Below are 22260 nucleotides of genomic sequence, written 5' to 3'. Positions count from 1 at the left end.
GACCCTCTTTCGAGGTCTAGTGGGGCGACTCGGCTTCGATCAGGATGGTGCCGACTCCCACAACCGATCGGACCCCATGCCCCGTCTTGCCACCCGCACCCTCATCGGTGCATTCGTCGTCGCCGGACTCACGGCGCTCTCGTCGCCCGCATACGCGAGCCTTCCCGCAGACGTCGCTCCGGACTCCCCCGCGGCTCCCACAGTCGAAGCACCCGTCGAGCTCGACGCGCTCGCGGCCGGAGGCTGGTCGCGTCTGGCCGGCACCGACCGTTTCGCAACCGCCGTCGCCGTCTCCAGGGAGTACTCCTCGGGAGTGCCCGTCGTCTACGTCGCCTCGGGCGAGAACTTTCCCGACGCTCTGAGCGCCGCTCCCGCGGCTGCGCTCCAGGGCGGCCCGCTGCTGCTGACCGCTCGCGACTCCTTGCCGACAATCGTCCGACAGGCGATCGAAGATCTCGCCCCGTCGCTCATCGTCGTGCCCGGCGGAACGGCCTCCGTGTCCGAGGCCGTGTACAACGAGCTCGCCACCCTGGCCCCCGCCATTCGACGGGATGCCGGAGCCGACCGCTTCGCGACATCCCGAGCCGTCAACACCGCAGCGTTCGCCGACGGAGCCGACACCGCCTTCATCGCCGCCGCAAGCAACTTCCCCGACGCGCTCAGCGCCTCAGCCGTCGCCGGAGGAACCGGCAGCCCCGTGCTGCTCGTCAACGGCGGAGCCCCATCCATCGACTCTCAAACCCTTGCCTTGATCGACCAGCTGGGTGTGACGAGCATCACGATCGCCGGAGGAACCGCAGTCGTCTCGTCGGGCATCCAGAACCAGCTGTCGAACGCGGTGGGGTCGTCGAACGTTCGGCGGCTGGCGGGAGACGACCGCTATCGCACTTCGCAGGCCGTCAACCGCGGCTCGTTCGACGCATCGCCGACCGTCTACCTGGCGAGCGGGAACGGCTTCGCCGACGCTCTCGCCGGTGCCGCCCTGGCCGGGCGGCACCATGCGGCCCTCTACGTGATCCCCGGCACCTGCGTGCCCGACTACGACATCGCCGACATGCGATCGCTCGGCATGACGAAGCACGTGCTCCTCGGCGGCCCCGTCTCCCTGAGCTCGGCGGTCGAGTCGCTCACCCCGTGTGCCGCCCCGCCGGCACCGCCCACGCCTCCGACCCCGCCCGCGCCCCCGGCGAACCCGGGCGACACCAAGAACTGCGGCGACTTCGCCACCTGGCGCGAGGCGCAGGAGTGGTTCGACCGGTACTACCCGCTCTACGGCGACGTCGCGAAGCTCGACCAGGACAACGACCGCATCGCCTGCGAGACGCTCCCCGGCCACCTCTAGGCAGACATCCTTACGCGAGTCGCGCCAAACCGTCCTATCTGTGCGTTTTATCGACGGTTTGGCGCGACTCGCGTCGTCAGACGGCGCCGCCGAAGTAGACCTGCACCTCGGCGATGAGGCCGTCGCGCACGGTGATCGCCTCCATGTTGCGGAAGCGCCTGCCGTCGTGGAGCACGTACTCGTAGCGGATGAGCACCTCGTCGCCCGCCTCGACGACCTCCATGAGCCTGTGCTCGGCGAAATGGTCGGCGGTCGGGAAGCACACCGCCAGGTACTCGGCCTTGTCGATGTGGTCGTCCTGCGGGCTCGTGAAGCGGAAGCCGGCGGAGAGGAGCGAGGCGGCGGTCGCCTGATCCTGGCTCTGGAAGCTCGACAGGAGCCGCCTCACCAGCTCGGCGTTCGCGGGTTGCGTCGCGTCATCCTGCGTCTCGTCCATGTCCGGACTCTACGCCGAGTCGCGGCGGCCCTGCCAGGCTACGAGCTGCGACTCGCGTCGAACCGGGACGTGGGCACCAGGATGCGCGTTCTACTGAGCGCGATGACCACCGCGCTCATCCCGGCGATGAACACCGCGATGCCCAGGCAGTACAGCGTGACGACGCCGTAGCCGAGCGTCGGGCTGAGGAACGGATAGGGCACGAAGCCGTCGGTCGCCCCACGGATGAGCATCACGACCACCCACACGAGCGGGTAGATCAGGAAGAGCCACAGCCGCTTCCAGGCGATGCGCGAACGATCCCCGAAGAAGACCCAGTCGAGGACCGCGTAGAGCGGGATCCACTTGTGCAGGATGTCGTTCGACCACTGCACGTTGAACGAGCCGGCGAGCGCGGCATCCGCCAGCAGCGTGTTGTAGACCACACCCGTCGTCGCCATGTAGGTGGTCGAGGCGCCGCGCAGCGTCACGAGCAACGGCGGCTGCTCCGGCCTGCGGAACGCCCACACAGCCGCGACGACGAACACGGCCATGATGATCAGATTGCTCTGGATCGTGAAATAGCCGAAGAAGTTGAAGAAGTTGTAGACCGGCGACTGCACGCTGGCCTGCCACTGGGCGATCACGGCGATGAGGATCGCCGCGGCCGCCGTCAGCCGCAGAACGGCGAAGATGTATCTCACGGGGTCACCCTAGCGGGTGGGGTCGGAACGGGGCGATCATTCTGCGCCGGCCGGACGCCGCGTCGCGCCTGGTCGCGCGGGTGCTGCTCTACACGTCTACACGTTGAAGCGGAACTCCACCACGTCGCCGTCCTGCATGACGTAGTCCTTGCCCTCGATGCGGGCCTTGCCGTGGGCCCGGGCCTCGGCGATGGAGCCCGTCTCGACGAGGTCGTCGAAGGAGACCACCTCGGCCTTGATGAAGCCCTTCTCGAAGTCGGTGTGGATGACGCCGGCCGCCTGCGGGGCCTTGGCGCCCTGCGGGATCGTCCAGGCGCGCGACTCCTTGGGGCCCGCGGTCAGGTAGGTCTGCAGGCCGAGGGTGGCGAAGCCGATGCGGGCGAGCTGGTCGAGGCCGCTCTCCGTCTGGCCGGTGGAGGCAAGCAGCTCGGCGGCGTCCTCCGGCTCGAGGTCGATGAGCTCCGACTCGAGCTTGGCGTCGAGGAAGATCGCCTTGGCGGGGGCGACGAGGGCCGCGAGCGCGGCGAGCTGCGCGTCATCCGTCAGCACGCTCTCGTCGACGTTGAAGACGTAGATGAACGGCTTCGCGGTGAGCAGGCCGAGCTCGGCGATGGGCGAGAAGTCGATGTTCGACGACGAGAGCGGCTTGCCCGAGTCGAGCACCGCGCGCGCCTCCTTGGCCACGACGAGCACGTTGGGGTCGAGCTTCTTGCCCTTGACCTCCTTCTCGAAGCGGGCTTCCGCCTTCTCGAGGGTCTGCAGGTCGGCGAGGATGAGCTCGGTGTTGATGGTCTCCATGTCGCTCGCCGGGTTCACGGCGCCGTCGACGTGCACGACATCCGGGTCGACGAAGCCGCGCACGACCTGCGCGATCGCGTCGGCCTCGCGGATGTTGGCGAGGAACTTGTTGCCCAGGCCCTCGCCCTCGCTCGCGCCGGCGACGATGCCGGCGATGTCGACGAACGAGACGGCGGCCGGCAGGATGCGCTCGCTGCCGAAGATCTCGGCGAGCTTCGTGAGCCGGGTGTCGGGCAGGTTGACGACCCCCACGTTCGGCTCGATGGTCGCGAAGGGGTAGTTCGCGGCGAGCACCTGGTTCTTGGTGAGCGCGTTGAAGAGGGTTGACTTGCCGACGTTGGGCAGGCCGACGATTCCGATAGTGAGTGCCACGTTCCCCGATCCTACCCGGGGCCCATCTCGCGAGTGGACGCGAAACGGGTGTGCGGATGCCCGAGGACCCCCGTTTCGCGTCCACTCGCGAGGCGTGGCAGGCAGAGTCGGAGGGGGGTGAGACGATGAGGGCGTGCCATTGGAATTCACCGCGATCGACTTCGAAACCGCCAACTCGAGCAGCGCCTCCGCGTGCTCGGTCGGGCTCGTCAAGGTGAAGGAGGGGCGTGTCGTCGACCGGGCGAGCTGGTTCATCCGGCCGCCTCTCGGGCACGACTTCTTCCTCGAGTGGAACACCCGCATCCACGGCATCAGGGCGCAGGATGTCGCGGACGCCCGCACCTGGCCCGAGCAGCTGCCCGACCTCCTGGCCTTCGCCGACGGCGACGTCATGGTCGCGCACAACGCGGCCTTCGACATGGGCGTCATCCGCTCGGCGTGCGCCGCGACCTACCTCGACTGCCCGCAGCTCGACTACGTGTGCAGCCTGCAGGTGGCCCGCCGCACCTACGAGCTCGACTCCTACCGACTGCCCGTCGCCGCGATGGCCGCGGGCTTCGACGACTTCCGGCACCACGACGCCCTCGCCGACGCCGAGGCCTGCGCGGCGATCGTCGTGCACGCGGCGGGCCGGCACGGCGCCGGCGACCTCGCCGAGCTCGCCGCGGCCGCGCGGGTGAGTGTCAAGTCAATCGGGCCGGCCGCTGCCGCGGTCGCGACCGCGGCAGCACGATGAGCGACCCGGTTCTCCCGCCGCCGGCCCTCCGCTAGGGTCGGAGCATGGCGACGTCAAGCCACCACCGTCGACGTTGGGAGGGCCATGAACCGGGTTGAGTACCTGCTGCCCGCCGAGCTCTTCGCCGACCTCGACCGTTGGGGCGCCGATCCTCTCTACGAGCAGGTGGCCCACCGTATCGAGAGGGCGATCGCCGAGGGCCACCTGCCCTCGGGCGCGCGGCTCGAGAACGAGATCGCGTTCGGCGAGAGAGTGGGGCTCTCGCGCCCCACGGTGCGCCGCGCCATCCAGCAGCTCGTCGACAAGGGCTTCGTCGTGCGCCGCCGGGGAATCGGCACGCAGGTCGTGCAGGGCACGGCCTCTCGTGAGCTGCAGCTCACGAGCCTCTTCGAGGCCCTCGCCAAGGGCAACAAGCACCCGACGACGGTCATGCTGGCGCGCGAGATGGTGCCGGCGAGCGAGACGGTCGCCGAAGGCCTGGGGGTGGATGCCGCGACACCCGTGCTGCGCCTCAAACGCGTGCGCCTCGCCGAAGGCGTTCCCGTGGCCGTCATGGAGAACTTCCTGCCCGGCGACCTGAACGACATCGACGAGCACGACCTCGTCGAGCACGGGCTCTACCAGGTGCTGCGGGCACGGGGCAACGCGATCCGGGTCGCGCGGCAGGGCATCAGCGCACGGCTCGCGAGCGAGGAGGAGTGCCGGCTGCTCATGGTCGACGCGGGCTCCCCCGTGCTCACGATGCAGAGGACGGTCTTCGACGACTCCGGTCGGGCCATCGACTACGGCAACCACAGCTACCGGCCCGACATGTACACGATCGAGGTCACGCTCGTCGACAAGTGATGCGGCGCCGCATCACGTCGCGTCGCGCACCGCCGAGCGAGCTCCCGCCGGTGTCGGAGGCTGCTGCGACACTGAAGGCATGGATCCCATCCTCGCTCTTCTCATCGGCATCGTGATCGGCGCGATCGTCGGCGCGGCGATCGGCGTGCCCGTCGCTCTGCTCATGCGCGCACGACGCGTGAACGAGACGGCTCAGGCGGATGCCGCGGCCGAAGACCCCGCGCTCGTCGAGGCGCGCCACGTGGCCGAGCTCTCGGAGCTGCGCGCCGACGAGGCCCAGCTGCGCGCCGAGCTGCGCGCCGAGCTGGCCGCGCTCGACGCGACGGCCGACGCGCTGCGCGAGCAGCTGCTCGTGCACCAGAGCCAGTACCGCGAGCTCGTCGAGCGTCAGCGCTCGGAGCAGCTCGCCCAGAGCGAGCGCGAGCGCGCCGAGAGCAAGGTGCTGCAGGCGCTCGCGCCCGTGCGGGAGACGCTGCAGAGCATGCAGAAGAAGGTCACCGAGCTCGAGACGCAGCGCAGCACCCAGCACGGCGAGCTCACGCAGCAGCTGCGCTCCGCCACGGAGTCCGAGGAGCGCCTGCGCAGCACGGCGGAGTCCCTCGCCTCGGCCCTACGGGCCAACAGCACCCGCGGCGTCTGGGGCGAGACCCAGCTGCGCAGCGTCGTCGAGGCCGCCGGGCTCATCGAACGCGTCGACTTCGATGTGCAGTCGAGCATCGTCTCCGACGCCGGATCCGGCCGGCCCGACATGGTCATCCACCTCCCGGGCGGCAAGAACATCGCCGTCGACGCGAAGGTGCCCTTCAACTCCTACCTCGAGGCGAGCCAGATCCCGGCCTCGTCCACGGGCGCGGAGGGCGCGCGTCGCGAGAGCTACCTCAAACAGCATGTGAAGGCCGTGCGCGACCACATCACGACGCTCGGCAGCAAGGCCTACTGGCAGGGGCTCGAGGCATCCCCCGAGCTCGTCATCGCGTTCATCCCGAGCGAGTCGCTCGTGTCGTCGGCGCTCGAGGCCGACCCCTCGATCATGGAGTTCGCCTTCGGCAAGCGGGTCGCTCTCGCCTCCCCCGTCACCCTCTGGTCGGTGCTCAAGACCGTCGCCTTCAGCTGGCAGCAAGACGTGCTCACGAACGAGGCCAAGGAGCTCTTCGATCTGAGCCGCGAGCTGCACTCGAGGCTCGCCACGACGGCGACCCACATCGAGAAGCTGGGCCGCTCGATCGAGCGCTCCGTCAAGGACTACAACGGCTTCGTCGGCTCACTCGAACGCCAGGTGCTGCCGACGGCCCGCAAGCTCACGAAGCTCGACGAGTCGAAGGTGCTGAGCCCGCTCGCCGGCATCGAAGAGACCCCGCGCGAGCTCACGGCCTACGAGCTCGTCGCCGAACTCGAAGACGCCGCGGCGCTCGAGGCGCCGGCCGCAGAGCTCAGGCACGACCCGGTGCGGGCGCGTCTGAGTGATTGAACTGCTTGAGTGATTGAACTGCCGAGTGATTGAACTTCTGAGTGATTGAACTGCCGAACGGCTGAGCTGCCGAACGGCTGAGCTGCCGGGCGACTGAACCGGCTCTACTCGTCGAGCCACTTCGCGGCGAGGTGGTCGGCCTCGACGCGGCGGATGGTCCCCGACTTGCTGCGCAGCACGATGCTCTCGGTGCGGATGATGGGCCCGAGGCGGCGCACGCCGTTGACCAGTTGGCCGTCGGTGACACCGGTCGCGACGAAGAAGGTGTTGTCGCCGCGCACGAGATCGTCGACGTTGAGCACCTTGTCGACGTCGAGACCCGCGTCGATGGCCTTCTGGCGCTCGTCGTCGGTGCGCGGGTGGAGCTTCGTCTGGATGAACCCGCCGAGGGCCTTGAGAGCGCACGCCGTGACGACGCCCTCCGGGCTGCCGCCGATGCCCGCGCACATGTCGACGCGCGTGCCGTAGCGCGCCGCGTTGATGCCGCCGGCCACATCGCCGTCGAGCATCATGCGCGTCGCCGCACCGGCCGCACGGATGTCGTCGACGAGCTGCTCGTGCCGCGGCCGGTCGAGCACCGCGACGGTGATCTCGCCGACGTCTTTGCCCTTCGCCTTGGCGAGGGCGCGGATGTTGTCGCCGATGGGGCGTTCGATGTCGATGACCCCGTAGCCCGTGGCATCCGTCACGATCTTGTCCATGTAGAAGACGCTCGAGGCGTCGAGCATCGTGCCGCGGTCGGAGACGGCGATCATCGACAGGGCGTTCTGGCGGCCCGCCGCCGTGAGGCTCGTGCCGTCGATCGGGTCGACGGCGATGTCGCACGCCGGGCCGTGGCCGTTGCCGACGCGCTCACCGTTGAAGAGCATCGGAGCCCGGTCTTTCTCGCCCTCGCCGATCACGACGATCCCGTCGAAGTTGACGGTTCCGAGGAAGGCCCGCATGGCGTCGACGGCCGCGCCGTCGGCATCGTTCTTGCGGCCCTTGCCGATGTACGGGGTCGCGCGGATCGCCGCGGCCTCCGTCGCTCGAACGAGTTCCATCGCGAGGTTGCGGTCGGGGTGGAGGAAAAGAGAGGCGGTATCCGTGGAGATCACGATCGTGTCCTTCCGGGACGTGGTGGGTCGGGAATCAAAGACGAGAACAGGGCTCACGGTCGTGACGCTGCCCTTCTCCGAGCCTAGGCCAAGCCTGTGAACAGGGGAGTGAACGGCCCCGAATCGCTAGACTCGAAGCAACCACGCACGCACTCGTTGAGGAGAAGTCATGCCCATCGCCACCCCCGAGCAGTACGCAGAGATGCTCGACAAGGCCAAGACCCGCGGATTCGCATACCCGGCCGTCAACGTGTCCTCCTCGTCGACGATCAACGGCGTGCTCCAGGGCCTCACCGAGGCCGGTTCCGACGGCATCATCCAGGTCACGACCGGCGGCGCCGACTTCTTCGCAGGCCAGAGCGTCAAGGCCCGCGCCTCCGGAGCCCTCGCCTTCGCGCGCTTCGCCACCGAGGTCGCCAAGAACTATCCGATCACGGTTGCGCTGCACACCGACCACTGCCCGAAGAACGCGCTCGACGACTTCGTGCTGCCGCTCATCGCCGCCTCGGAAGAAGAGGTCAAGGCCGGCCGCAACCCGATCTTCCAGTCGCACATGTGGGACGGCTCGGCCATCCCCCTCGACGAGAACCTCGAGATCGCGAAAGACATGCTGCGCCGCACGAAGGCGATCAACGCCATCCTCGAGGTCGAGATCGGCGTCGTCGGCGGCGAGGAGGACGGCGTGAGCCACGAGATCAACGAGCACCTCTACACGACCCTGGATGACGCGATCAAGACGGTCGAGGCCCTCGGCCTGGGCGAGCAGGGGCGTTACATGGCCGCCCTCACCTTCGGCAACGTGCACGGCGTCTACAAGCCGGGCAACGTGGTTCTGCGCCCCGACCTGCTCAAGGAGATCCAGGACGGCATCGCCGCGAAGTACTCGACGGGCGAGAAGCCCTTCGACCTCGTCTTCCACGGCGGCTCGGGCTCGACCGACGAGGAGATCGCCGAGGCCGTGCGCAACGGCGTCGTCAAGATGAACATCGACACCGACACCCAGTACGCCTACAGCCGCTCGGTGGCCGACACCGTTCTGCGCAACTACGACGGCTTCCTCAAAGTCGACGGCGAGGTCGGCAACAAGAAGGTCTACGACCCGCGCTCGTGGGGCAAACTCGCCGAAAGCGCCCTCGCGGCCCGCGTGGTCGAGGCGACACAACAGCTCGGCTCCGCCGGGCATTCAGGACAGTAGACGATGACGGACACGAACGACCCCGACGACTCCGGGCAGCCGGGCGCCGAACCGCCGACGCAGCAGCCGGCCGAGCAGCCGAGCGACAACCGGCCGCGGCCGCGCTTCGGCGAGTACGCTCCCCCGGGCTACGTGTCGCCCGTCACCCCTCCAGAGCCTCCGCCCGCCCCCGGCCCGGCCGTGCCGCCGGCCCCCGCGGCGCCTTCCGGCCAGGCGCCCGGCCCGATCGCCCCCGGAGGCAACTTGCCCGGCTACCCGCCGCCGGGCTACTCCGCAGGCCCCCCGATGGGTTATCCGACCCAGCCCCCGGCCGCGCAGAAGCCGCGCACCTGGGATCTCATCCTCACGATCATCCTGCTCGTCTTCGGCCTCTTCGGAGCCTTCTTCGGCTCCGTGAGCGCCCTCAGCTCACCCACCACGCTGGCACAGTTCTACAGCCAGGAGGGCCTTCCCGACTACGTCACGCCCTCCAACGCCGGCGCCCTCATCACCACGATCGTCGTGACCCATGTCGTTCTCTACCTGATCGCGGTGGCCGGCTCGATCCTGCTGCTGCGCAGACGCAGGATCGCCTTCTGGCTGCCGCTCGTGATCGGGATCGTCGCGGCGATCATCTTCTGGTCCGTTTTCGCCACGCTGGTGCTCGCCGATCCGGCCTTCGCCGACTACGTGCAGCAGCAGAGCGGCATCTGAGGCTGAAGCGCTAGCGCTGAAGTCGTAGCGGGGCGGGCGAGGCTACTCGCCCGCCGCGTCTGCGCGCTGCCAGTCGAGCAGACGTGTGCGGCCGCCGAGCGCACGGGCGTCCTGCGCGCCGCTGCTGTCGGTGCGCAGCTCCTTCGGCAGGGAGAACATCAGGTCCTCCTCGGCCGTCTTCACCTGCTGCACGGTGCCGTATCCGGCTCCGGCGAGATCCTCGAGCACCTCCTGCACGAGCTCCTCGGGCACGGAGGCGCCGCTCGTGACGCCGACGGTGCTCACGCCGTCGAGCCACTCCTGCTTGATCTCGGAGGAGTAGTCCACCCGGTAGGCCGCCTTGGCGCCGTACTCGAGCGCGACGTCGACGAGACGCATCGTGTTGGAGGAGTTCGCCGAGCCCACGACGATGACCAGATCGGCGTCCTCCGCGACCTTGCGGATGGCGACCTGGCGGTTCTGGGTCGCGTAGCAGATGTCGTCGCTCGGCGGATCCTGGAGGTTGGGGAACCGCGCGCGCAGACGGCGGACGGTCTCCATGGTCTCGTCGACCGAGAGGGTGGTCTGCGACAGCCAGACGACCTTGTCGGGGTCGCGCACGACGACGGTGTCGGCCTCCTCGGGGCTGCCGACGAGCGTCGTGTGCTCCGGCGCCTCACCGGCTGTGCCCTCGACCTCCTCGTGACCCTCGTGGCCGATGAGGAGGATCTGCAGGTCTTTGCTCGCGAAGCGCACCGCCTCGCGGTGGACCTTCGTGACGAGGGGGCAGGTCGCGTCGATCGCCCGGAGCCCCCGCTCGGCCGCCGCGTTCACGACGGCGGGCGAGACGCCGTGCGCCGAGAAGACGATGTGCGAGCCGGCCGGCACCTCGTCGACCTCGTCGACGAAGATCGCGCCCTTCTTCTCGAGCTCCCTCACGACGTGGATGTTGTGCACGATCTGCTTGCGCACGTAGACCGGGGCGCCGTAGTGGTCGAGGGCCTTCTCGACGGCGACCACCGCTCTGTCCACTCCTGCACAGTAGCCGCGCGGGGCGGCGAGCAGCACACGTTTGGGCCCGGTGACGGGGGTATCCTTTAGCCTGTTGCGAGCACCGGGAACCCGGGGCATGCCGATGCCGATGGCCGGTGGATGCGCGATGTCAGTCACAGAGCAATTCTACGGCGCGTGCGCTGAGCACTCACTGACCCGATGGGAGCACCACGTGACGGATGACGCGCCGACCTTCGACGCCCCGTGGTCAGTCGGGCTGCTCTCCGCCAAGATCAAGGGCTACATCGACCGTCTCGGCACGGCCTGGATCGAGGGCGAGATCACCCAGTGGGGTGTGAGCGGCGGCAACGTCTACGGCAAGCTCAAAGATCTCACGGCCGACGCGACGGTCTCGTTCACCATCTGGTCGTCGGTGCGGGGCAAGATCCCCGACGACCTCAAGCAGGGCGACCGCGTCATCGCGCTCGTGAAGCCCAACTACTGGGTCAAGGGCGGCACGCTCACGATGCAGGTCTTCGAGATGCGCCACGTGGGGCTCGGCGATCTGCTCGAGCGGCTCGAGCGGCTGCGCGCCCTCCTCGCGAGCGAGGGGCTCTTCGACCCGGCCCGCAAGAAGCCCCTCCCCTTCCTGCCCCAGCGCATCGGCCTCATCACGGGCAAAGACAGCGACGCCGAGAAAGACGTGCTGCGCAACGCCCAGCTGCGCTGGCCCGCCGTGGAGTTCCGTGTCATCCACGCCGCCGTGCAGGGCGAGAGGGTCGTGAGCGAGGTGACGGCGGCCATCCACGAGCTCGACGCCGACCCCGAGGTCGACGTCATCATCGTGGCGCGCGGCGGCGGCGACTTCCAGAACCTCCTCGGCTTCAGCGACGAGTCGCTCGTGCGCGCCGCCGCGGCCTGCCGCACGCCGCTCGTGAGCGCGATCGGGCACGAGGCCGACCGGCCGCTGCTCGACGAGGTCGCCGACCTGCGGGCCTCCACACCGACGGACGCCGCGAAGCGCGTGGTGCCCGACGTCTCCGAGGAGCTCTCTCGCGTGCAGCAGTCCCGGGCGCGCCTCGGCATGCGGCTCACCTCCTTTCTCGCGAACGAGATCGACCGGGTCGAGCAGCTGCGGTCACGCCCCGCCCTCGCGACCACGAGCTGGATCGTCGACTCACGCGCCGAGGATCTCACGCGCTACGTCGCCCGGGGCGTCGAGCTCACGGGCCGGATGCTCGAGCGCGCCGAGAACCAGGTCGCCGAGCTGCGGGCCCACGTGCGCGCGCTCTCCCCGCAGCGCACCCTCGACCGCGGCTACGCGATCGCCCAGCTGCCCTCGGGCTCGGTCCTGCGGGCGGCAGGCCAGGCGCCGGCGGCGACCGAGCTGCTGCTCACCCTCGCCGAGGGCTCGATTCGCGCGACATCCACAGGCCCGGTCGCAGACCCGCACGACGGCGGGCAGAGCAAATAGAATGGATGCCATGCCCCCGACCACCGACGACATAGCGGCGCTCAGCTACGAGCAGGCCCGCGATGAGCTCGTTCGCGTCGTGAACGAGCTCGAGCAGGGCTCGTCGACTCTCGAAGAGTCCCTCGCCCTCTGGGAGCGCGGGGAGGCCCTCGCCCGGCGGTGCGAGGAATGGCTCATCGGTGCGAAGGCGCGCCTCGACGCAGCCCGCGCCGCCCAGCCCTCCGCCGACCGCCCATGAGCCCCACGAAGCCACCGCGCATCGTCGCGGAGCTCGGGCGCCCCGAGACGCCGGAGGAGACGGCGGCACGCAAGGCCGAGAACTCGCGCAACCACCGCAACCGGCAGACTCTCAACAACCTCGTCGCCTCCCTTCTCGCCACCGTGGGCCTGGCAATCGTCATCGTGCTGCTCGTGCCGCGCAACGACAACCCGATCGACCGCTCCGTCGACTACGCGGCCGTCGCCGTCGACGCCCAGCGCACGGTCGACGAGACCGCGCTGAGCCCCGAGCTGCCCGGCGGCTGGAGCGCGAACGCCGCCGAGGTGCGCACGGGCGGTGCCGACGGCATCGAGTACTGGTACATCGGCTTCATCACCCCGAAAGACGAGTTCGTTGGCCTCACTCAGGGCTTCGACACCAACCCCACCTGGCTCGACGAGCAGGTGGCGGGCACCCTGCCGAGCGCCACGACCACCATCGACGGCCGCCAGTGGGATGTCTACGACAACCGAGGCTCCGACGACGTCGGCAACGTCGAATACGCGCTCGTGACGCAGACGGGCGCAGACACGATCGTGCTCTTCGGCACCGCCGGCGACGCCGAGTTCGAGACGCTCGCGAGCGCCGTGTCCGCGCAGCTCGACCAGCAGAGATGAGCACGATGAACGACGACCGCACCCCGGAGCACGTGTGGCAGGAGATGCTGAGCGGCAACGAGCGATTCATCGTGGGCGCGCCGCAGCATCCTCGGCAAGACGTCGAACGCCGCCACGAGCTCGCCACCGCCCAGGCGCCTCTCGCCGCCCTCTTCGGCTGCAGCGACTCCCGCCTGGCCGCCGAGATCATCTTCGACAAGGGTCTCGGCGACCTCTTCGTCGTGCGCAACGCCGGCCAGGTCATCTCGGAGTCGGTCATCGGCTCGCTCGAATACGCCGTGGGCGTTCTGGGCGTCTCGCTCATCATCGTGCTCGGCCACGACGAATGCGGTGCCGTCCGGGCCGCGATCGACTCGCAGGGGGCGGATGCCGCGCCGCTGCCCCCGCACATCGACAACCTCATCCAGAGGATCGTTCCCGCCGTGCGCCGGGTCAAGACGCCCGTGGACGGCGTGATCGACCCCGCGACGGTCGATGCCTCCGAGGTCGGCCGGGAGCATCTGCGCGACACGGTCGCCGAGCTCCTGGAAAGCTCCGAGATGATCACGAGCGCCATCGCAGAAGGTACCCTGGCTATCGTCGGTGCGAACTATCGGCTTCTCGAGGGCCGTGCCGTGCCCGACATCGTCGTCGGAAACGTCTGAGACCCGCGGGTCGCCGAAGAAGCACGAACACCGGATCAACCGCCTCGACACCGAATAATCAACGCAACACCAACGAATCGCCCCAACCAGCCTTAAGGACAGTCACACAGTGGTGGAGAACTCGAACCCCGAGTACCGGATCGAACACGACACGATGGGCGAGGTGAGGGTGCCGAAAGACGCCCTCTACGGCGCACAGACCCAGCGAGCCGTCGAGAACTTCCCGATCTCCGGCTCCGTTCTGGAGTCGGCCCAGATCGCGGCGCTCGCACGCATCAAGAAGTCGGCCGCGCTGGCCAACGCCCGGCTCGGCGTGCTCGACGACGACGTCGCGGCCGCCATCGCCCAGGCCGCCGACGAGGTCATCACGGGCGCGCTCGACAGCGAGTTCCCCATCGACGTCTACCAGACCGGCAGCGGAACCTCCTCGAACATGAACATGAACGAGGTGCTCGCCACCCTCGCGAGCCGCAGCCTCGGCCGCCCCGTGCACCCCAACGACCATGTGAACGCCTCGCAGTCGTCGAACGACGTCTTCCCGACATCCGTTCACATCGCGGTCACGAGCGCGCTCATCGACAACCTCATCCCCTCGCTCGACCATCTCGCCGTCGCCCTCGAGGCGAAGGCCGAGCTGTGGGCCGGAGCGGTCAAGGCCGGCCGCACCCACCTCATGGATGCGACCCCCGTGACCCTCGGGCAGGAGTTCGGCGGCTACGCGGCCCAGGTGCGCTACGGAATCGAACGTGTGCGGAGCACGATCAACCGCGTCGCCGAGGTGCCGCTCGGCGGCACGGCCGTCGGAACCGGCATCAACACCCCCGCGGGATTCCCCCAGCTCGTCATCGAGCTGCTCACGCTCGAGACCGAGCTGCCGATCACCGAGGCCCGCGACCACTTCGAGGCGCAGGGCGCGCGCGACGCCCTCGTCGAGGCATCCGGCGCGCTGCGTGTGCTCGCCGTGAGCCTCACCAAGATCAGCAACGACCTGCGCTGGATGGGCTCCGGGCCCAACACGGGTCTCGGCGAGCTGCACATCCCCGACCTCCAGCCCGGCTCCTCGATCATGCCCGGCAAGGTCAACCCGGTCATCCCCGAGGCGGTGCTGCAGGTCGCCTCGCGGGTCATCGGCAACGACGCGACGATCGCCTGGTCGGGCGCCTCGGGCTCCTTCGAGCTCAACGTCGCGATCCCGGTCATGGGCACCGCCCTGCTCGAGTCGATCCGCCTGCTCAGCCAGGCCTCCCGCGTGCTCGCCGACAAGACGATCGACGGCCTCGAGGCGAACCTGGAACGCGCACGCGCCCTCGCCGAGTCCTCCCCCTCGATCGTCACGCCGCTCAACCGGGTCATCGGCTACGAGGCGGCCGCGAAGGTCGCCAAGCACGCCGTGTCGCGGAGCATCACGATCCGCGAGGCGGTCATCGACCTCGGTTTCGTGGAGCGCGGCGAGGTCAGCCTCGAGCTGCTCGACTCCGCGCTCGACGTGCTCTCGATGACCCGCCCGCCCCAGGGCTGACATCCCCACGACGCGCCGAGCGCGGGTTTGTTGCCGAGCGCGCCACACCGGCGCTCGTCGTTCGGCAACAAACCCGCGCTCGGTGTTTCTCAGGGCACAAGAACAAGACCGTCGAGCGCCGGTGCGAGCCAGGCGCCGGCGAGCATAAAGGGCCCGAACGGCATCCGCGCCGCCGGTGACCGTCTGCGGCGCGCGAGCACGAGAGCGGATGCCGCGACCACCCCTCCCCCGAGGAACGCGAGCACCACGCCCACGACCGTCGCGCCGACCCCCACGAGCCCGAGCGCGCCGCCGATCAGCAGGCCGAGCTTGACGTCGCCCATGCCCATGCCGCCGCCCGCGTGGAGCAGCAGCAGGAACAGCGGGTAGCCCAGGGTGCAGGCGAGCGCGAGCGGAAGGGCCGCGGCATCCTGCACGCCCTGCCAGACGAGGCCCGTGACGACGACCGGATAGCCCGGCAGCACGAGTGCGTTGGGCAGCCGGTGCCGGGCCACGTCGACGCGCCACAGTTCCGGCGTGACCGCCGCGAGGTAGAGGAGCGGGGGCAGGGCCGGGGCGACTCCCACGGCGGCGACCGCGAGAGCCGCGAGAGCTACGGCGAGCCCCGAGAAGAGGGCGATCCGCCAGGGGTCTCGACGTGACATCCCCGCAGCCTAGACAGCGCGCGCGATCGCTCGCGCACGCTGTCCACAGGCTGGACGCGCGAACGCACAGGCGAGTGACGGCAACTCATGCCGCAGAGCACCGCGTCATCCGACACGCCGGGATTCAGCGGTCGATACGGCGCTGCAGCCAGAGTTGCCGTCACGGAGCCATGCCGGAGCGATCCGATCAGGCTGTCAGGCGACCTCGTTCGACTCGAGCATCTCGGTCACGAGGGCGGCGATCGCCGAGCGCTCCGAGCGGGTGAGGGTGATGTGCCCGAAGAGCGGGTGCCCCTTGAGCGTCTCGATCACCGAGGCGACCCCGTCGTGCCGGCCGACCCGCAGGTTGTCGCGCTGGGCGACGTCGTGGGTGAGCACAACGCGGGAGTTCTGGCCGACCCTGCTGAGCACCGTCAGCAGCACGTTGCGCTCGAGCGACTGCGCCTCGTCGACGATCACGAAGGCGTCGTGCAGCGACCGGCCGCGGATGTGCGTGAGCGGCAGCACCTCGAGGATGCCGCGGTCGAGCACCTCCTCGAGCACGTTGTCGGAGACGATGGCCCCGAGCGTGTCGAACACCGCCTGTGCCCACGGGTTCATCTTCTCCGCCTGATCGCCGGGAAGGTAGCCGAGCTCCTGGCCGCCGACCGCGTAGAGCGGGCGGAAGACCATGATCTTCTTGTGCTGCTGGCGTTCGAGCACGGCCTCGAGCCCCGCGCACAGGGCCAGAGCGGACTTCCCCGTACCAGCTCGACCCCCCAGCGACAGGATGCCGATCTCCGGATCGAGCAGGAGGTCGATGGCGAGGCGCTGCTCCGCCGAACGTCCGTGCAGCCCGAAGACGTCGCGATCGCCGCGCACGAGCTTGAACTCGCGTTTTCCCGTGACCCGGCCGAGGGCCGAGCCGCGATCCGAGTGGATGACGAGACCCGTGTTGACGGGCATGTCCTCGACGAGCGCCGACTCCATGGTCTCGTGCTCGTAGAGGTCGGCCATGTCACCGGAGCCGAGCGTGATGTCGCCCATCCCGGTCCAGCCGGAGTCGACGGCGAGCTCGGCGCGGTACTCCTCGGCGGCGAGGCCGATCGAGGCGGCCTTGACCCGCAACGGCAGGTCTTTCGACACGACCGTGACCGCGAGCCCGTCGTTGGCGAGGTTCTGGGCGACGGCGAGGATGCGCGAGTCGTTGTCGCCGAGCTGCAGGCCCGAGGGCAGAACCGACATGTTGGAGTGGTTGAGCTCGACCCGCAGCGAACCGCCCTCCCCCACCGGGATCGGGAAGTCGAGGCGTTCGTGCTGGATGCGCAGCTCGTCGAGGTTGCGGAGCGCCTGCCGGGCGAAGTATCCGATCTCCGGGTCGTTGCGTTTCGACTCGAGCTCGCTCACGACGACGACGGGCAGTACGACGGCGTGCTCAGCGAACCGGAACATCGCCTTCGGGTCGGACAGCAAGACCGAGGTATCCAGTACGTAGGTACGCTCGGTCTGTTCGATCCTGTCGGCCGTCTGCTGCGACTCCCCGTAACGGGTTCCGTCGCCCTGCCGACGTTCTGGCTGTTGAGTTTTCTCCGGCTGTTGAATATGCAGTGAGGCCACAACCACTCCCACCCCGAGTCGCATTGCGCTCTCGGATTCTTGGCGAGCCGGCCACATACGATGCGAGAACGAACTTACGTGGCCGTCTCGATCAGGCGCCATACCTGATGAGCACGACGCTACGCACACGAAACGAATCTCGCGTGAACGACACGCACATTTATACGGCGTTCACACGGGCGCCCGGCGTGCGGATTCCGGGGGCCGTCGGGTGGTGCGGTCGAGCCCGCCGGGCTCAGTAGTTGGAGGCCGTCGCGAAGGAGGTCAGCGCCGCCTGGAGCATGTCGAGGGTGTCCTGTCCCGTCGACACGTGCACGCTCAGCCGCACCGAGGACGTCCTGGTCGTCGCCGTGATCCCGTGGTTGAAGAGGGATGCCGCGAGCACCGTCAGCTGCCCGGTCGGCGGTTCGAGCACAACGAGGCCGGCCCGCTCGCTCTCGTCGCGCGAGGAGGTGACGGTGAGGGCGAACTCGTCGGCGAGGTCGATGACCCGCGACACGCGCTCGGCGATGTCGGCCTGGATGTCGGCGACGCCCACGCTGTGGATCTCCTCGAGCGCCGCGGCGAACCGCGCCTGCGCGACGCGGTCGGGGTTGCTGATGGAGAACGCCCGGGCGGAGTGCGAGGGCGGCGGCACGTCGTCGAAGGGGGTGCCCTCGACATCCGTCGCCGAGAATCCGGAGATCACAGGGTCGAGCTGCTCGAGAGCACGGTCGCTCAGGGCCATGAACCCGGTGCCCCAGCCCGCGCGCGTCCACTTCTGGCCGCCCGAGACGACGACGTCGGCGACCTCGTAAGGGGCGTCGACGACGCCGAAGCCCTGGATCGCGTCGACGATGAGCAGCCGATCGCCGATGACCTGGCGGATGCCCTCGATGTCGGCGAGGTAGCCCGTGCGCGAGTCCACGAGGCTCACGGCGACCGCGGCGGTCGTGGGCGTGATCTGGTCGCGGATCTGGCCCGGGGTGACCCGGCCGTGGTCGGTCTCGAGCCACAGCGGCGTCACGACGCCGAGGTGCTCCGAGGCGCGCACGGCTGCGAAGGTGAGACTCGGGAACTCGGCGGCGGAGAGGAGCACCCCACCGGTGAGCCCGAACATCGCGTGCATGAGCCCCGAGCTCGCGTTCGGCTGGAAGACGACGTGGTCGGAGGGGAAGCCGGTGAGGGCCGAGACGGCGTCGCGCACGCGCTGGTCCTGCTCCTCGAGGTGCGCGAGGCTGCCGAAGCGGGCGCGGGCGAGAAGCTCGGTCTGCACCTGGATCTCATCGAGAACGGATGTCGCCAGGGGCCCGATGCGGCCGAAATCGAGGTATCCCGGCTCATCGCTGAACCGGCTCGCGAACTCGTCGACGGTGGTCATCGTCTCCCTTCCCAGCGCTCATTCTGACAGAGCCGCCACCACCTCCTCGACTCGCACCCTCCCACATGCAGGAGCCCGCGCGGTCAAGGGGGCGGATCCGGGTGCCGATCGGGCAACCGGCACCCGGATCTCCTGCATATGGGGTGCGGGCGGGCAGGGCAGCTGGTGCGGGCGGGGCGGGGCAGCTGGGAGCGTGGCGACTGGGGGCGTGGCTAGCCGCCGAAGCGCCGGTTGCGACGCGAGTAGTCCCTGAGCGCGCGGAGGAAGTCAACCTCGCGGAGATCGGGGCCGAGCGCCTCCATGAAGTAGAACTCGCTGTGCGCGCTCTGCCAGAGCATGAAGTCGCTCAGCCGCTGCTCCCCCGAGGTGCGGATCACGAGGTCGGGGTCGGGCTGGCCGCCCGTGTAGAGGTGCTCTCCGATGAGGTCGGGGGTCAGCACGGCGGCGAGGTCTTCGATCGTGCCGCCCTGCAGGTGGTGGGCGGCGATGATGCTGCGCACGGCATCCGCGATCTCGGTGCGGCCGCCGTAGCCGATCGCGAGGTTGACGTGCAGCCCCGTGTTGCCCGCTGTACGGGCCTCAGCGGCCTTGAGAGCCTCGACGAGCGGTACGGGCAGCCCTTCGACCGAGCCGACGTGCTTGACGCGCCAGTCGCGGTAGTGCGAGAGGTCTTCCGCGAGCTCGGCGATGATCTCGATGAGGGCGTCGAGCTCTTCGCTCGACCGGTTGCTGAGGTTGTCCGACGAGAGCAGGTAGAGCGTCACGACCGAGATGCCCAGGTCGTCGCACCACTCGAGGAACTCGCGCATCTTCGCGGCCCCGGCCCGATGGCCGTGGGCTGCCGTCTCGAAGCCGAGCTGGCGCGCCCAGCGCCGGTTGCCGTCGATGATCATGGCCACATGGTGTGGCAGGGTCTGGGGGGCGAGGCTCTGCCGCAAACGCTTCTGGTAGAGCTCATACAGGAGACCCCGCCCGAGGGGGACTTGCCGCTTGCTCACAGGCCTACGTTAGTCCACCGCGGGCGCAAGACTCACAGCTTGGCTCCGGCGGGCCTCCCGTAGTCTTGCTGCATGATCGCCCCGGAGTCCCCCGACACGCGCGAACCCGTCGCCGCGCCCGCGTCGGATGCAGCGACGGATGCCGCAACGGATGCCGCGGTCGACCGTGCCGCCGACGCCGGCCCCGAGCTCCCCCATCTGCCCCTCATCGACGCCGCGCAGCCCTACGTCGGCGAGATCAAACCGACCTGGCGCGGCTGGATCCACGCGGCGACCTTCCCGGTCGCGATCGCGCTCGGCATCGTGCTCATCACCCTCGCCGACGGCCCGGCCGCGAAGTGGAGCAGCGCGGTCTACATGCTGACCTCGCTGCTGCTCTTCGGCAACTCCGCGCTCTACCACCGCTTCGATTGGAAGCCGCGCACGAAGGTCATCCTCAAGCGCATCGATCACGCGAACATCTTCCTGCTCATCGCGGGAAGCTACACGCCGATCACCGTGCTGAGCCTGCCGACCGACAAGGCCGTGCTGCTGCTGAGCCTCGTCTGGGCGAGCGCGATCCTCGGCATCGGCTTCCGTGTCTTCTGGATCAGCGCCCCCCGTTGGCTGTACACGCCGATCTACGTGCTCATGGGCTGGGGCGCGATCATGTTCATCGTCGACTTCTTCCAGGCCAACGCGGCCATGATGATCCTCATCCTCGTGGGCGGCCTGCTCTACACGGCGGGTGCCGTCTTCTACGGCATCAAGAAGCCGAACCCGTTCCCGGGCGTCTTCGGCTTCCACGAGATCTTCCACACCTTCACGGTGCTCGCCTTCCTGTGCCAGTGGGTCGGCATCTTCCTCGTGGCGATCGACCCGCCCATCCTCGGCTGACCCGGGCGCGCTCCTAGCCCGGCCGGCCGGCCATGCGGGCAGCGGATGCCGCGGGGCCGTAGTACTCGGCGATCGCGGCGAGCTTCCGCGGCTCGGTGTACACGAGCACCCTCTGGTCGTCCCCGCAGCTGAACTCGCTGTCGGGCTCGCCGAACTCGCCCGTGAGGAAGCCGGTGTCGATCGCGAGCTCGTCGCCCCGTCCGTTGACGTAGAAGAAGCTCCCCGCCTCGAGCGCGTAGTCACGGTTGGTGAGCCAGTCGGAGAGCTCGCCGGCATCCGTCACCTGGACGAGCCGGAAGCCGCGCTCGGAGGTGAGCGACATCCGGCGGGCGTCGGAGAAGGTCGCGTAGCCGGTCAGCGCGCCCTCGGGGAGACCCTCGTCGAGGCACTGCGTCTCGGCGCTCCGGTAGCCGAAGTAGCGCTCGCCGTGCGCCAGGTTGGGCACGGCGCCCACGAACAGCCCCACCGCCACGACAGCCGTGGCGGCGATCGGCAGCGCCCGCCCCGCCCAGCCGCGCGGCAGCGCCATGAGCACGAAGACGAAGGGGGCGATGAGCACGGGCCAGAGGTAGAGGTAGTTGGTGACCATGAGCACGGCGGTTCCTGCGAGCCCGGTGAGCGGCACGAGCCCCAGATACACGGCGACGAGCAGGCGATCGTCGGGTGTGCGCGTCCGCCGCAGGTACACAGCGGCGGCGGTCACGGCCCCGATGAGGCACACGATCGACAGGATGACGCCGAGCACGAGCACGACCCTCGTGCTCGTGTCGTAGGCGAGGTAGTCGAGGTAGGGGCCGAAAGCCTCCAGCCTCCTGCGGAACACCTCGGGGTCGATGTAGCTGAGCGGCGAGGTGCCCTGCAACGGCGCCAGGAGGAGCAGCCGCAGGGCGAGGGCGCCGAGCAGCACGAGAGCGGCGGTCGCGATCGGTCGCCCCGTCGCGCGGATGCCCCGGCGCAGCCCGCGCACGAGGAGCGCGCAGACGAAGGCGGGAACGGCGAACACGAGGGCGAGCGGGTTGGACGCGGCCGTGAACGCGAGGCCGACCCCGATGAGCGTGCGGGCCCGCCGACTGCGCACCAGGAAGAGCGCGGGAGCGGCCACGACCATCAGGTACATGCCGAAGTAGTAGCTCGGCGCCAGGTGGTAGGAGACGAGCCAGCTCGTTCCGATGAGCGGGAGGATCAGGAGGGGCGTCGTGGCGACGGCCGCGCGGGCGAGCCACGACGAGATCCGCTCGCGGGGGTGGAGCAGCCCGAGCACCCCGAGAAGGGCCAGGAAGAGCAGACAGTTGTTGATCACCGCGACGAACAGGTAGTAGAGGTAGACGTCGCCCGCGCCGAGCAGATAGGCCGCGAAGCTGATCGGCAGCTCGGGGAAGACGTAGACCTGCGGGGAGAAGCTCCAGGCCAGGTCGCGGCCGGCGAAGACGTCTTGCACGACCTGGAAGAGAACGCCGTTGTCGCTGCTGCGCAGCTCCCAGCCGACGGGCCAGTTGGCCCCGCCCGCATCCCCCGCCCGCACGAGGAAGACGAGGGCGGTGAGAAGGCCGATGGCGACGGTGGCCCCGACGACCGCCCCGACAGAACCCGCTGACCCAGAGCCCACGGACGCAGAGCCCTCAGACGCAGAACCCT

At 69.2% G+C, this 22260-nt stretch carries 22 protein-coding genes; 12 read left to right on the top strand and 10 right to left on the bottom strand.

All coding sequences use genetic code 11. The features are described from left to right. The first annotated feature begins 76 nt into the window (after window positions 1-76). Complete coding sequence (locus CLV54_RS10025; protein ID WP_170061976.1) at window positions 77-1342, top strand: cell wall-binding repeat-containing protein; 1266 nt, start codon at window positions 77-79, stop codon at window positions 1340-1342. A gap of 76 nt (window positions 1343-1418) precedes the next feature. Here CLV54_RS10025 and CLV54_RS10020 read toward each other — a convergent pair whose 3' ends face one another. From CLV54_RS10020 to ychF, 3 genes are all read right to left on the bottom strand, one after another. Then, window positions 1419-1778 carry a nuclear transport factor 2 family protein gene (locus CLV54_RS10020; protein WP_100344817.1) on the bottom strand — a complete coding sequence of 120 codons (360 nt, stop codon included), beginning with the start codon at window positions 1776-1778 and terminating at the stop codon, window positions 1419-1421. Window positions 1779-1816: 38 nt separating this feature from the next. Next, a complete protein-coding gene (locus CLV54_RS10015) occupies window positions 1817-2461 on the bottom strand; it encodes a Pr6Pr family membrane protein (protein ID WP_100344816.1) in 645 nt (214 codons plus the stop codon). 96 nt (window positions 2462-2557) lie between these two features. After that, window positions 2558-3631, bottom strand: coding sequence for a redox-regulated ATPase YchF (ychF, locus tag CLV54_RS10010; protein WP_100344815.1), 1074 nt, complete (start codon window positions 3629-3631; stop codon window positions 2558-2560). Between the two features lie 133 nt (window positions 3632-3764). Here ychF and CLV54_RS10005 point away from each other — a divergent pair, with 133 nt between their 5' ends. From CLV54_RS10005 to CLV54_RS09995, 3 genes are all read left to right on the top strand, one after another. After that, entirely contained in the window at window positions 3765-4367 is a 603-nt protein-coding gene (locus CLV54_RS10005; RefSeq protein WP_100344814.1) for an exonuclease domain-containing protein, read from the top strand. An 84-nt stretch (window positions 4368-4451) separates the two neighbouring features. Beyond that, the gene (locus CLV54_RS10000) at window positions 4452-5213 is read left to right on the top strand and encodes a GntR family transcriptional regulator (RefSeq protein WP_100344813.1); all 762 of its coding nucleotides are present in this window, start codon (window positions 4452-4454) and stop codon (window positions 5211-5213) included. A 79-nt stretch (window positions 5214-5292) separates the two neighbouring features. After that, on the top strand, window positions 5293-6681 hold the full coding sequence (locus CLV54_RS09995; protein ID WP_100344812.1) for a DNA recombination protein RmuC: 1389 nt from the start codon (window positions 5293-5295) through the stop codon (window positions 6679-6681). 104 nt (window positions 6682-6785) lie between these two features. Here the strand turns inward: CLV54_RS09995 and glpX are convergent, their stop codons facing one another. Continuing rightward, on the bottom strand, window positions 6786-7778 hold the full coding sequence (glpX, locus tag CLV54_RS09990; RefSeq protein ID WP_425430275.1) for a class II fructose-bisphosphatase: 993 nt from the start codon (window positions 7776-7778) through the stop codon (window positions 6786-6788). 169 nt (window positions 7779-7947) lie between these two features. Here glpX and fbaA point away from each other — a divergent pair, with 169 nt between their 5' ends. After that, on the top strand, window positions 7948-8973 hold the full coding sequence (gene fbaA / locus CLV54_RS09985) for a class II fructose-bisphosphate aldolase (RefSeq protein ID WP_100344811.1): 1026 nt from the start codon (window positions 7948-7950) through the stop codon (window positions 8971-8973). Window positions 8974-8976: 3 nt separating this feature from the next. Beyond that, window positions 8977-9666 (top strand): DUF6264 family protein, encoded by a 690-nt coding sequence (locus CLV54_RS09980; protein WP_100344810.1) that lies wholly within the window; start codon window positions 8977-8979, stop codon window positions 9664-9666. Window positions 9667-9708: 42 nt separating this feature from the next. Here CLV54_RS09980 and CLV54_RS09975 read toward each other — a convergent pair whose 3' ends face one another. Then, complete coding sequence (locus CLV54_RS09975) at window positions 9709-10776, bottom strand: 4-hydroxy-3-methylbut-2-enyl diphosphate reductase (RefSeq protein ID WP_100345041.1); 1068 nt, start codon at window positions 10774-10776, stop codon at window positions 9709-9711. 94 nt (window positions 10777-10870) lie between these two features. On the opposite strand from CLV54_RS09975, the gene xseA reads away from it, so the two are divergent. The 5 genes from xseA to CLV54_RS09950 all read left to right on the top strand — a co-directional run bounded on the left by xseA (window position 10871) and on the right by CLV54_RS09950 (window position 15151). Further along, entirely contained in the window at window positions 10871-12112 is a 1242-nt protein-coding gene (xseA, locus tag CLV54_RS09970) for an exodeoxyribonuclease VII large subunit (RefSeq protein ID WP_245861560.1), read from the top strand. Between the two features lies 1 nt (window position 12113). Beyond that, window positions 12114-12350 (top strand): exodeoxyribonuclease VII small subunit, encoded by a 237-nt coding sequence (locus CLV54_RS09965; RefSeq protein WP_100344808.1) that lies wholly within the window; start codon window positions 12114-12116, stop codon window positions 12348-12350. Further along, window positions 12347-12988, top strand: coding sequence for a DUF4245 domain-containing protein (locus CLV54_RS09960; RefSeq protein ID WP_100344807.1), 642 nt, complete (start codon window positions 12347-12349; stop codon window positions 12986-12988). Before CLV54_RS09965 ends, CLV54_RS09960 begins: the two co-directional genes overlap by 4 nt. 5 nt (window positions 12989-12993) lie before the next feature. Further along, window positions 12994-13632, top strand: coding sequence for a carbonic anhydrase (locus tag CLV54_RS09955; RefSeq protein ID WP_100345040.1), 639 nt, complete (start codon window positions 12994-12996; stop codon window positions 13630-13632). A 109-nt stretch (window positions 13633-13741) separates the two neighbouring features. After that, window positions 13742-15151 carry a class II fumarate hydratase gene (locus CLV54_RS09950; RefSeq protein ID WP_100344806.1) on the top strand — a complete coding sequence of 470 codons (1410 nt, stop codon included), beginning with the start codon at window positions 13742-13744 and terminating at the stop codon, window positions 15149-15151. 89 nt (window positions 15152-15240) lie between these two features. On the opposite strand, the gene CLV54_RS09945 is transcribed toward CLV54_RS09950, so the two are convergent. The 4 genes from CLV54_RS09945 to CLV54_RS09930 all read right to left on the bottom strand — a co-directional run bounded on the left by CLV54_RS09945 (window position 15241) and on the right by CLV54_RS09930 (window position 19749). Continuing rightward, entirely contained in the window at window positions 15241-15795 is a 555-nt protein-coding gene (locus CLV54_RS09945) for a prepilin peptidase (RefSeq protein ID WP_100344805.1), read from the bottom strand. A 195-nt stretch (window positions 15796-15990) separates the two neighbouring features. After that, window positions 15991-17415: an RNA 5'-3' helicase PhoH2 gene (gene phoH2, locus CLV54_RS09940; RefSeq protein ID WP_100344804.1), complete on the bottom strand. Its 1425-nt coding sequence runs from the start codon at window positions 17413-17415 to the stop codon at window positions 15991-15993. Between the two features lie 211 nt (window positions 17416-17626). Then, window positions 17627-18751: an aminotransferase class V-fold PLP-dependent enzyme gene (locus CLV54_RS09935; protein WP_100344803.1), complete on the bottom strand. Its 1125-nt coding sequence runs from the start codon at window positions 18749-18751 to the stop codon at window positions 17627-17629. Between the two features lie 212 nt (window positions 18752-18963). Beyond that, window positions 18964-19749 (bottom strand): isoprenyl transferase, encoded by a 786-nt coding sequence (locus CLV54_RS09930; RefSeq protein ID WP_100344802.1) that lies wholly within the window; start codon window positions 19747-19749, stop codon window positions 18964-18966. A gap of 72 nt (window positions 19750-19821) precedes the next feature. Between CLV54_RS09930 and trhA the strand changes: the two genes are divergently transcribed. Beyond that, a complete protein-coding gene (gene trhA / locus CLV54_RS09925) occupies window positions 19822-20625 on the top strand; it encodes a PAQR family membrane homeostasis protein TrhA (RefSeq protein ID WP_100344801.1) in 804 nt (267 codons plus the stop codon). Window positions 20626-20638: 13 nt separating this feature from the next. Here the strand turns inward: trhA and CLV54_RS09920 are convergent, their stop codons facing one another. After that, complete coding sequence (locus CLV54_RS09920) at window positions 20639-22231, bottom strand: hypothetical protein (RefSeq protein WP_170061967.1); 1593 nt, start codon at window positions 22229-22231, stop codon at window positions 20639-20641. Window positions 22232-22260: the final 29 nt, after the last annotated feature.

This window comes from Compostimonas suwonensis (assembly GCF_002797855.1).
In the GTDB taxonomy this organism is placed as follows: domain Bacteria; phylum Actinomycetota; class Actinomycetes; order Actinomycetales; family Microbacteriaceae; genus Compostimonas; species Compostimonas suwonensis.
Note: the sequence above shows the minus strand (reverse complement) of the source record. Positions and strands in the feature narration are given on the sequence as shown.

Coding starts and splice junctions, on each gene's coding strand:
- CLV54_RS10025 (WP_170061976.1), top strand. CDS start 77: ATGCCCCGTCTTGCCACCCGCACCCTCATCGGTGCATTCGTCGTCGCC.
- CLV54_RS10020 (WP_100344817.1), bottom strand. CDS start 1,778: ATGGACGAGACGCAGGATGACGCGACGCAACCCGCGAACGCCGAGCTG.
- CLV54_RS10000 (WP_100344813.1), top strand. CDS start 4,452: ATGAACCGGGTTGAGTACCTGCTGCCCGCCGAGCTCTTCGCCGACCTC.
- CLV54_RS09995 (WP_100344812.1), top strand. CDS start 5,293: ATGGATCCCATCCTCGCTCTTCTCATCGGCATCGTGATCGGCGCGATC.
- fbaA (WP_100344811.1), top strand. CDS start 7,948: ATGCCCATCGCCACCCCCGAGCAGTACGCAGAGATGCTCGACAAGGCC.
- CLV54_RS09980 (WP_100344810.1), top strand. CDS start 8,977: ATGACGGACACGAACGACCCCGACGACTCCGGGCAGCCGGGCGCCGAA.
- CLV54_RS09975 (WP_100345041.1), bottom strand. CDS start 10,776: ATGCCCCGGGTTCCCGGTGCTCGCAACAGGCTAAAGGATACCCCCGTC.
- CLV54_RS09965 (WP_100344808.1), top strand. CDS start 12,114: ATGGATGCCATGCCCCCGACCACCGACGACATAGCGGCGCTCAGCTAC.
- CLV54_RS09960 (WP_100344807.1), top strand. CDS start 12,347: ATGAGCCCCACGAAGCCACCGCGCATCGTCGCGGAGCTCGGGCGCCCC.
- CLV54_RS09955 (WP_100345040.1), top strand. CDS start 12,994: ATGAACGACGACCGCACCCCGGAGCACGTGTGGCAGGAGATGCTGAGC.
- CLV54_RS09945 (WP_100344805.1), bottom strand. CDS start 15,795: ATGTCACGTCGAGACCCCTGGCGGATCGCCCTCTTCTCGGGGCTCGCC.
- phoH2 (WP_100344804.1), bottom strand. CDS start 17,415: ATGCGACTCGGGGTGGGAGTGGTTGTGGCCTCACTGCATATTCAACAG.
- CLV54_RS09935 (WP_100344803.1), bottom strand. CDS start 18,751: ATGACCACCGTCGACGAGTTCGCGAGCCGGTTCAGCGATGAGCCGGGA.
- trhA (WP_100344801.1), top strand. CDS start 19,822: ATGATCGCCCCGGAGTCCCCCGACACGCGCGAACCCGTCGCCGCGCCC.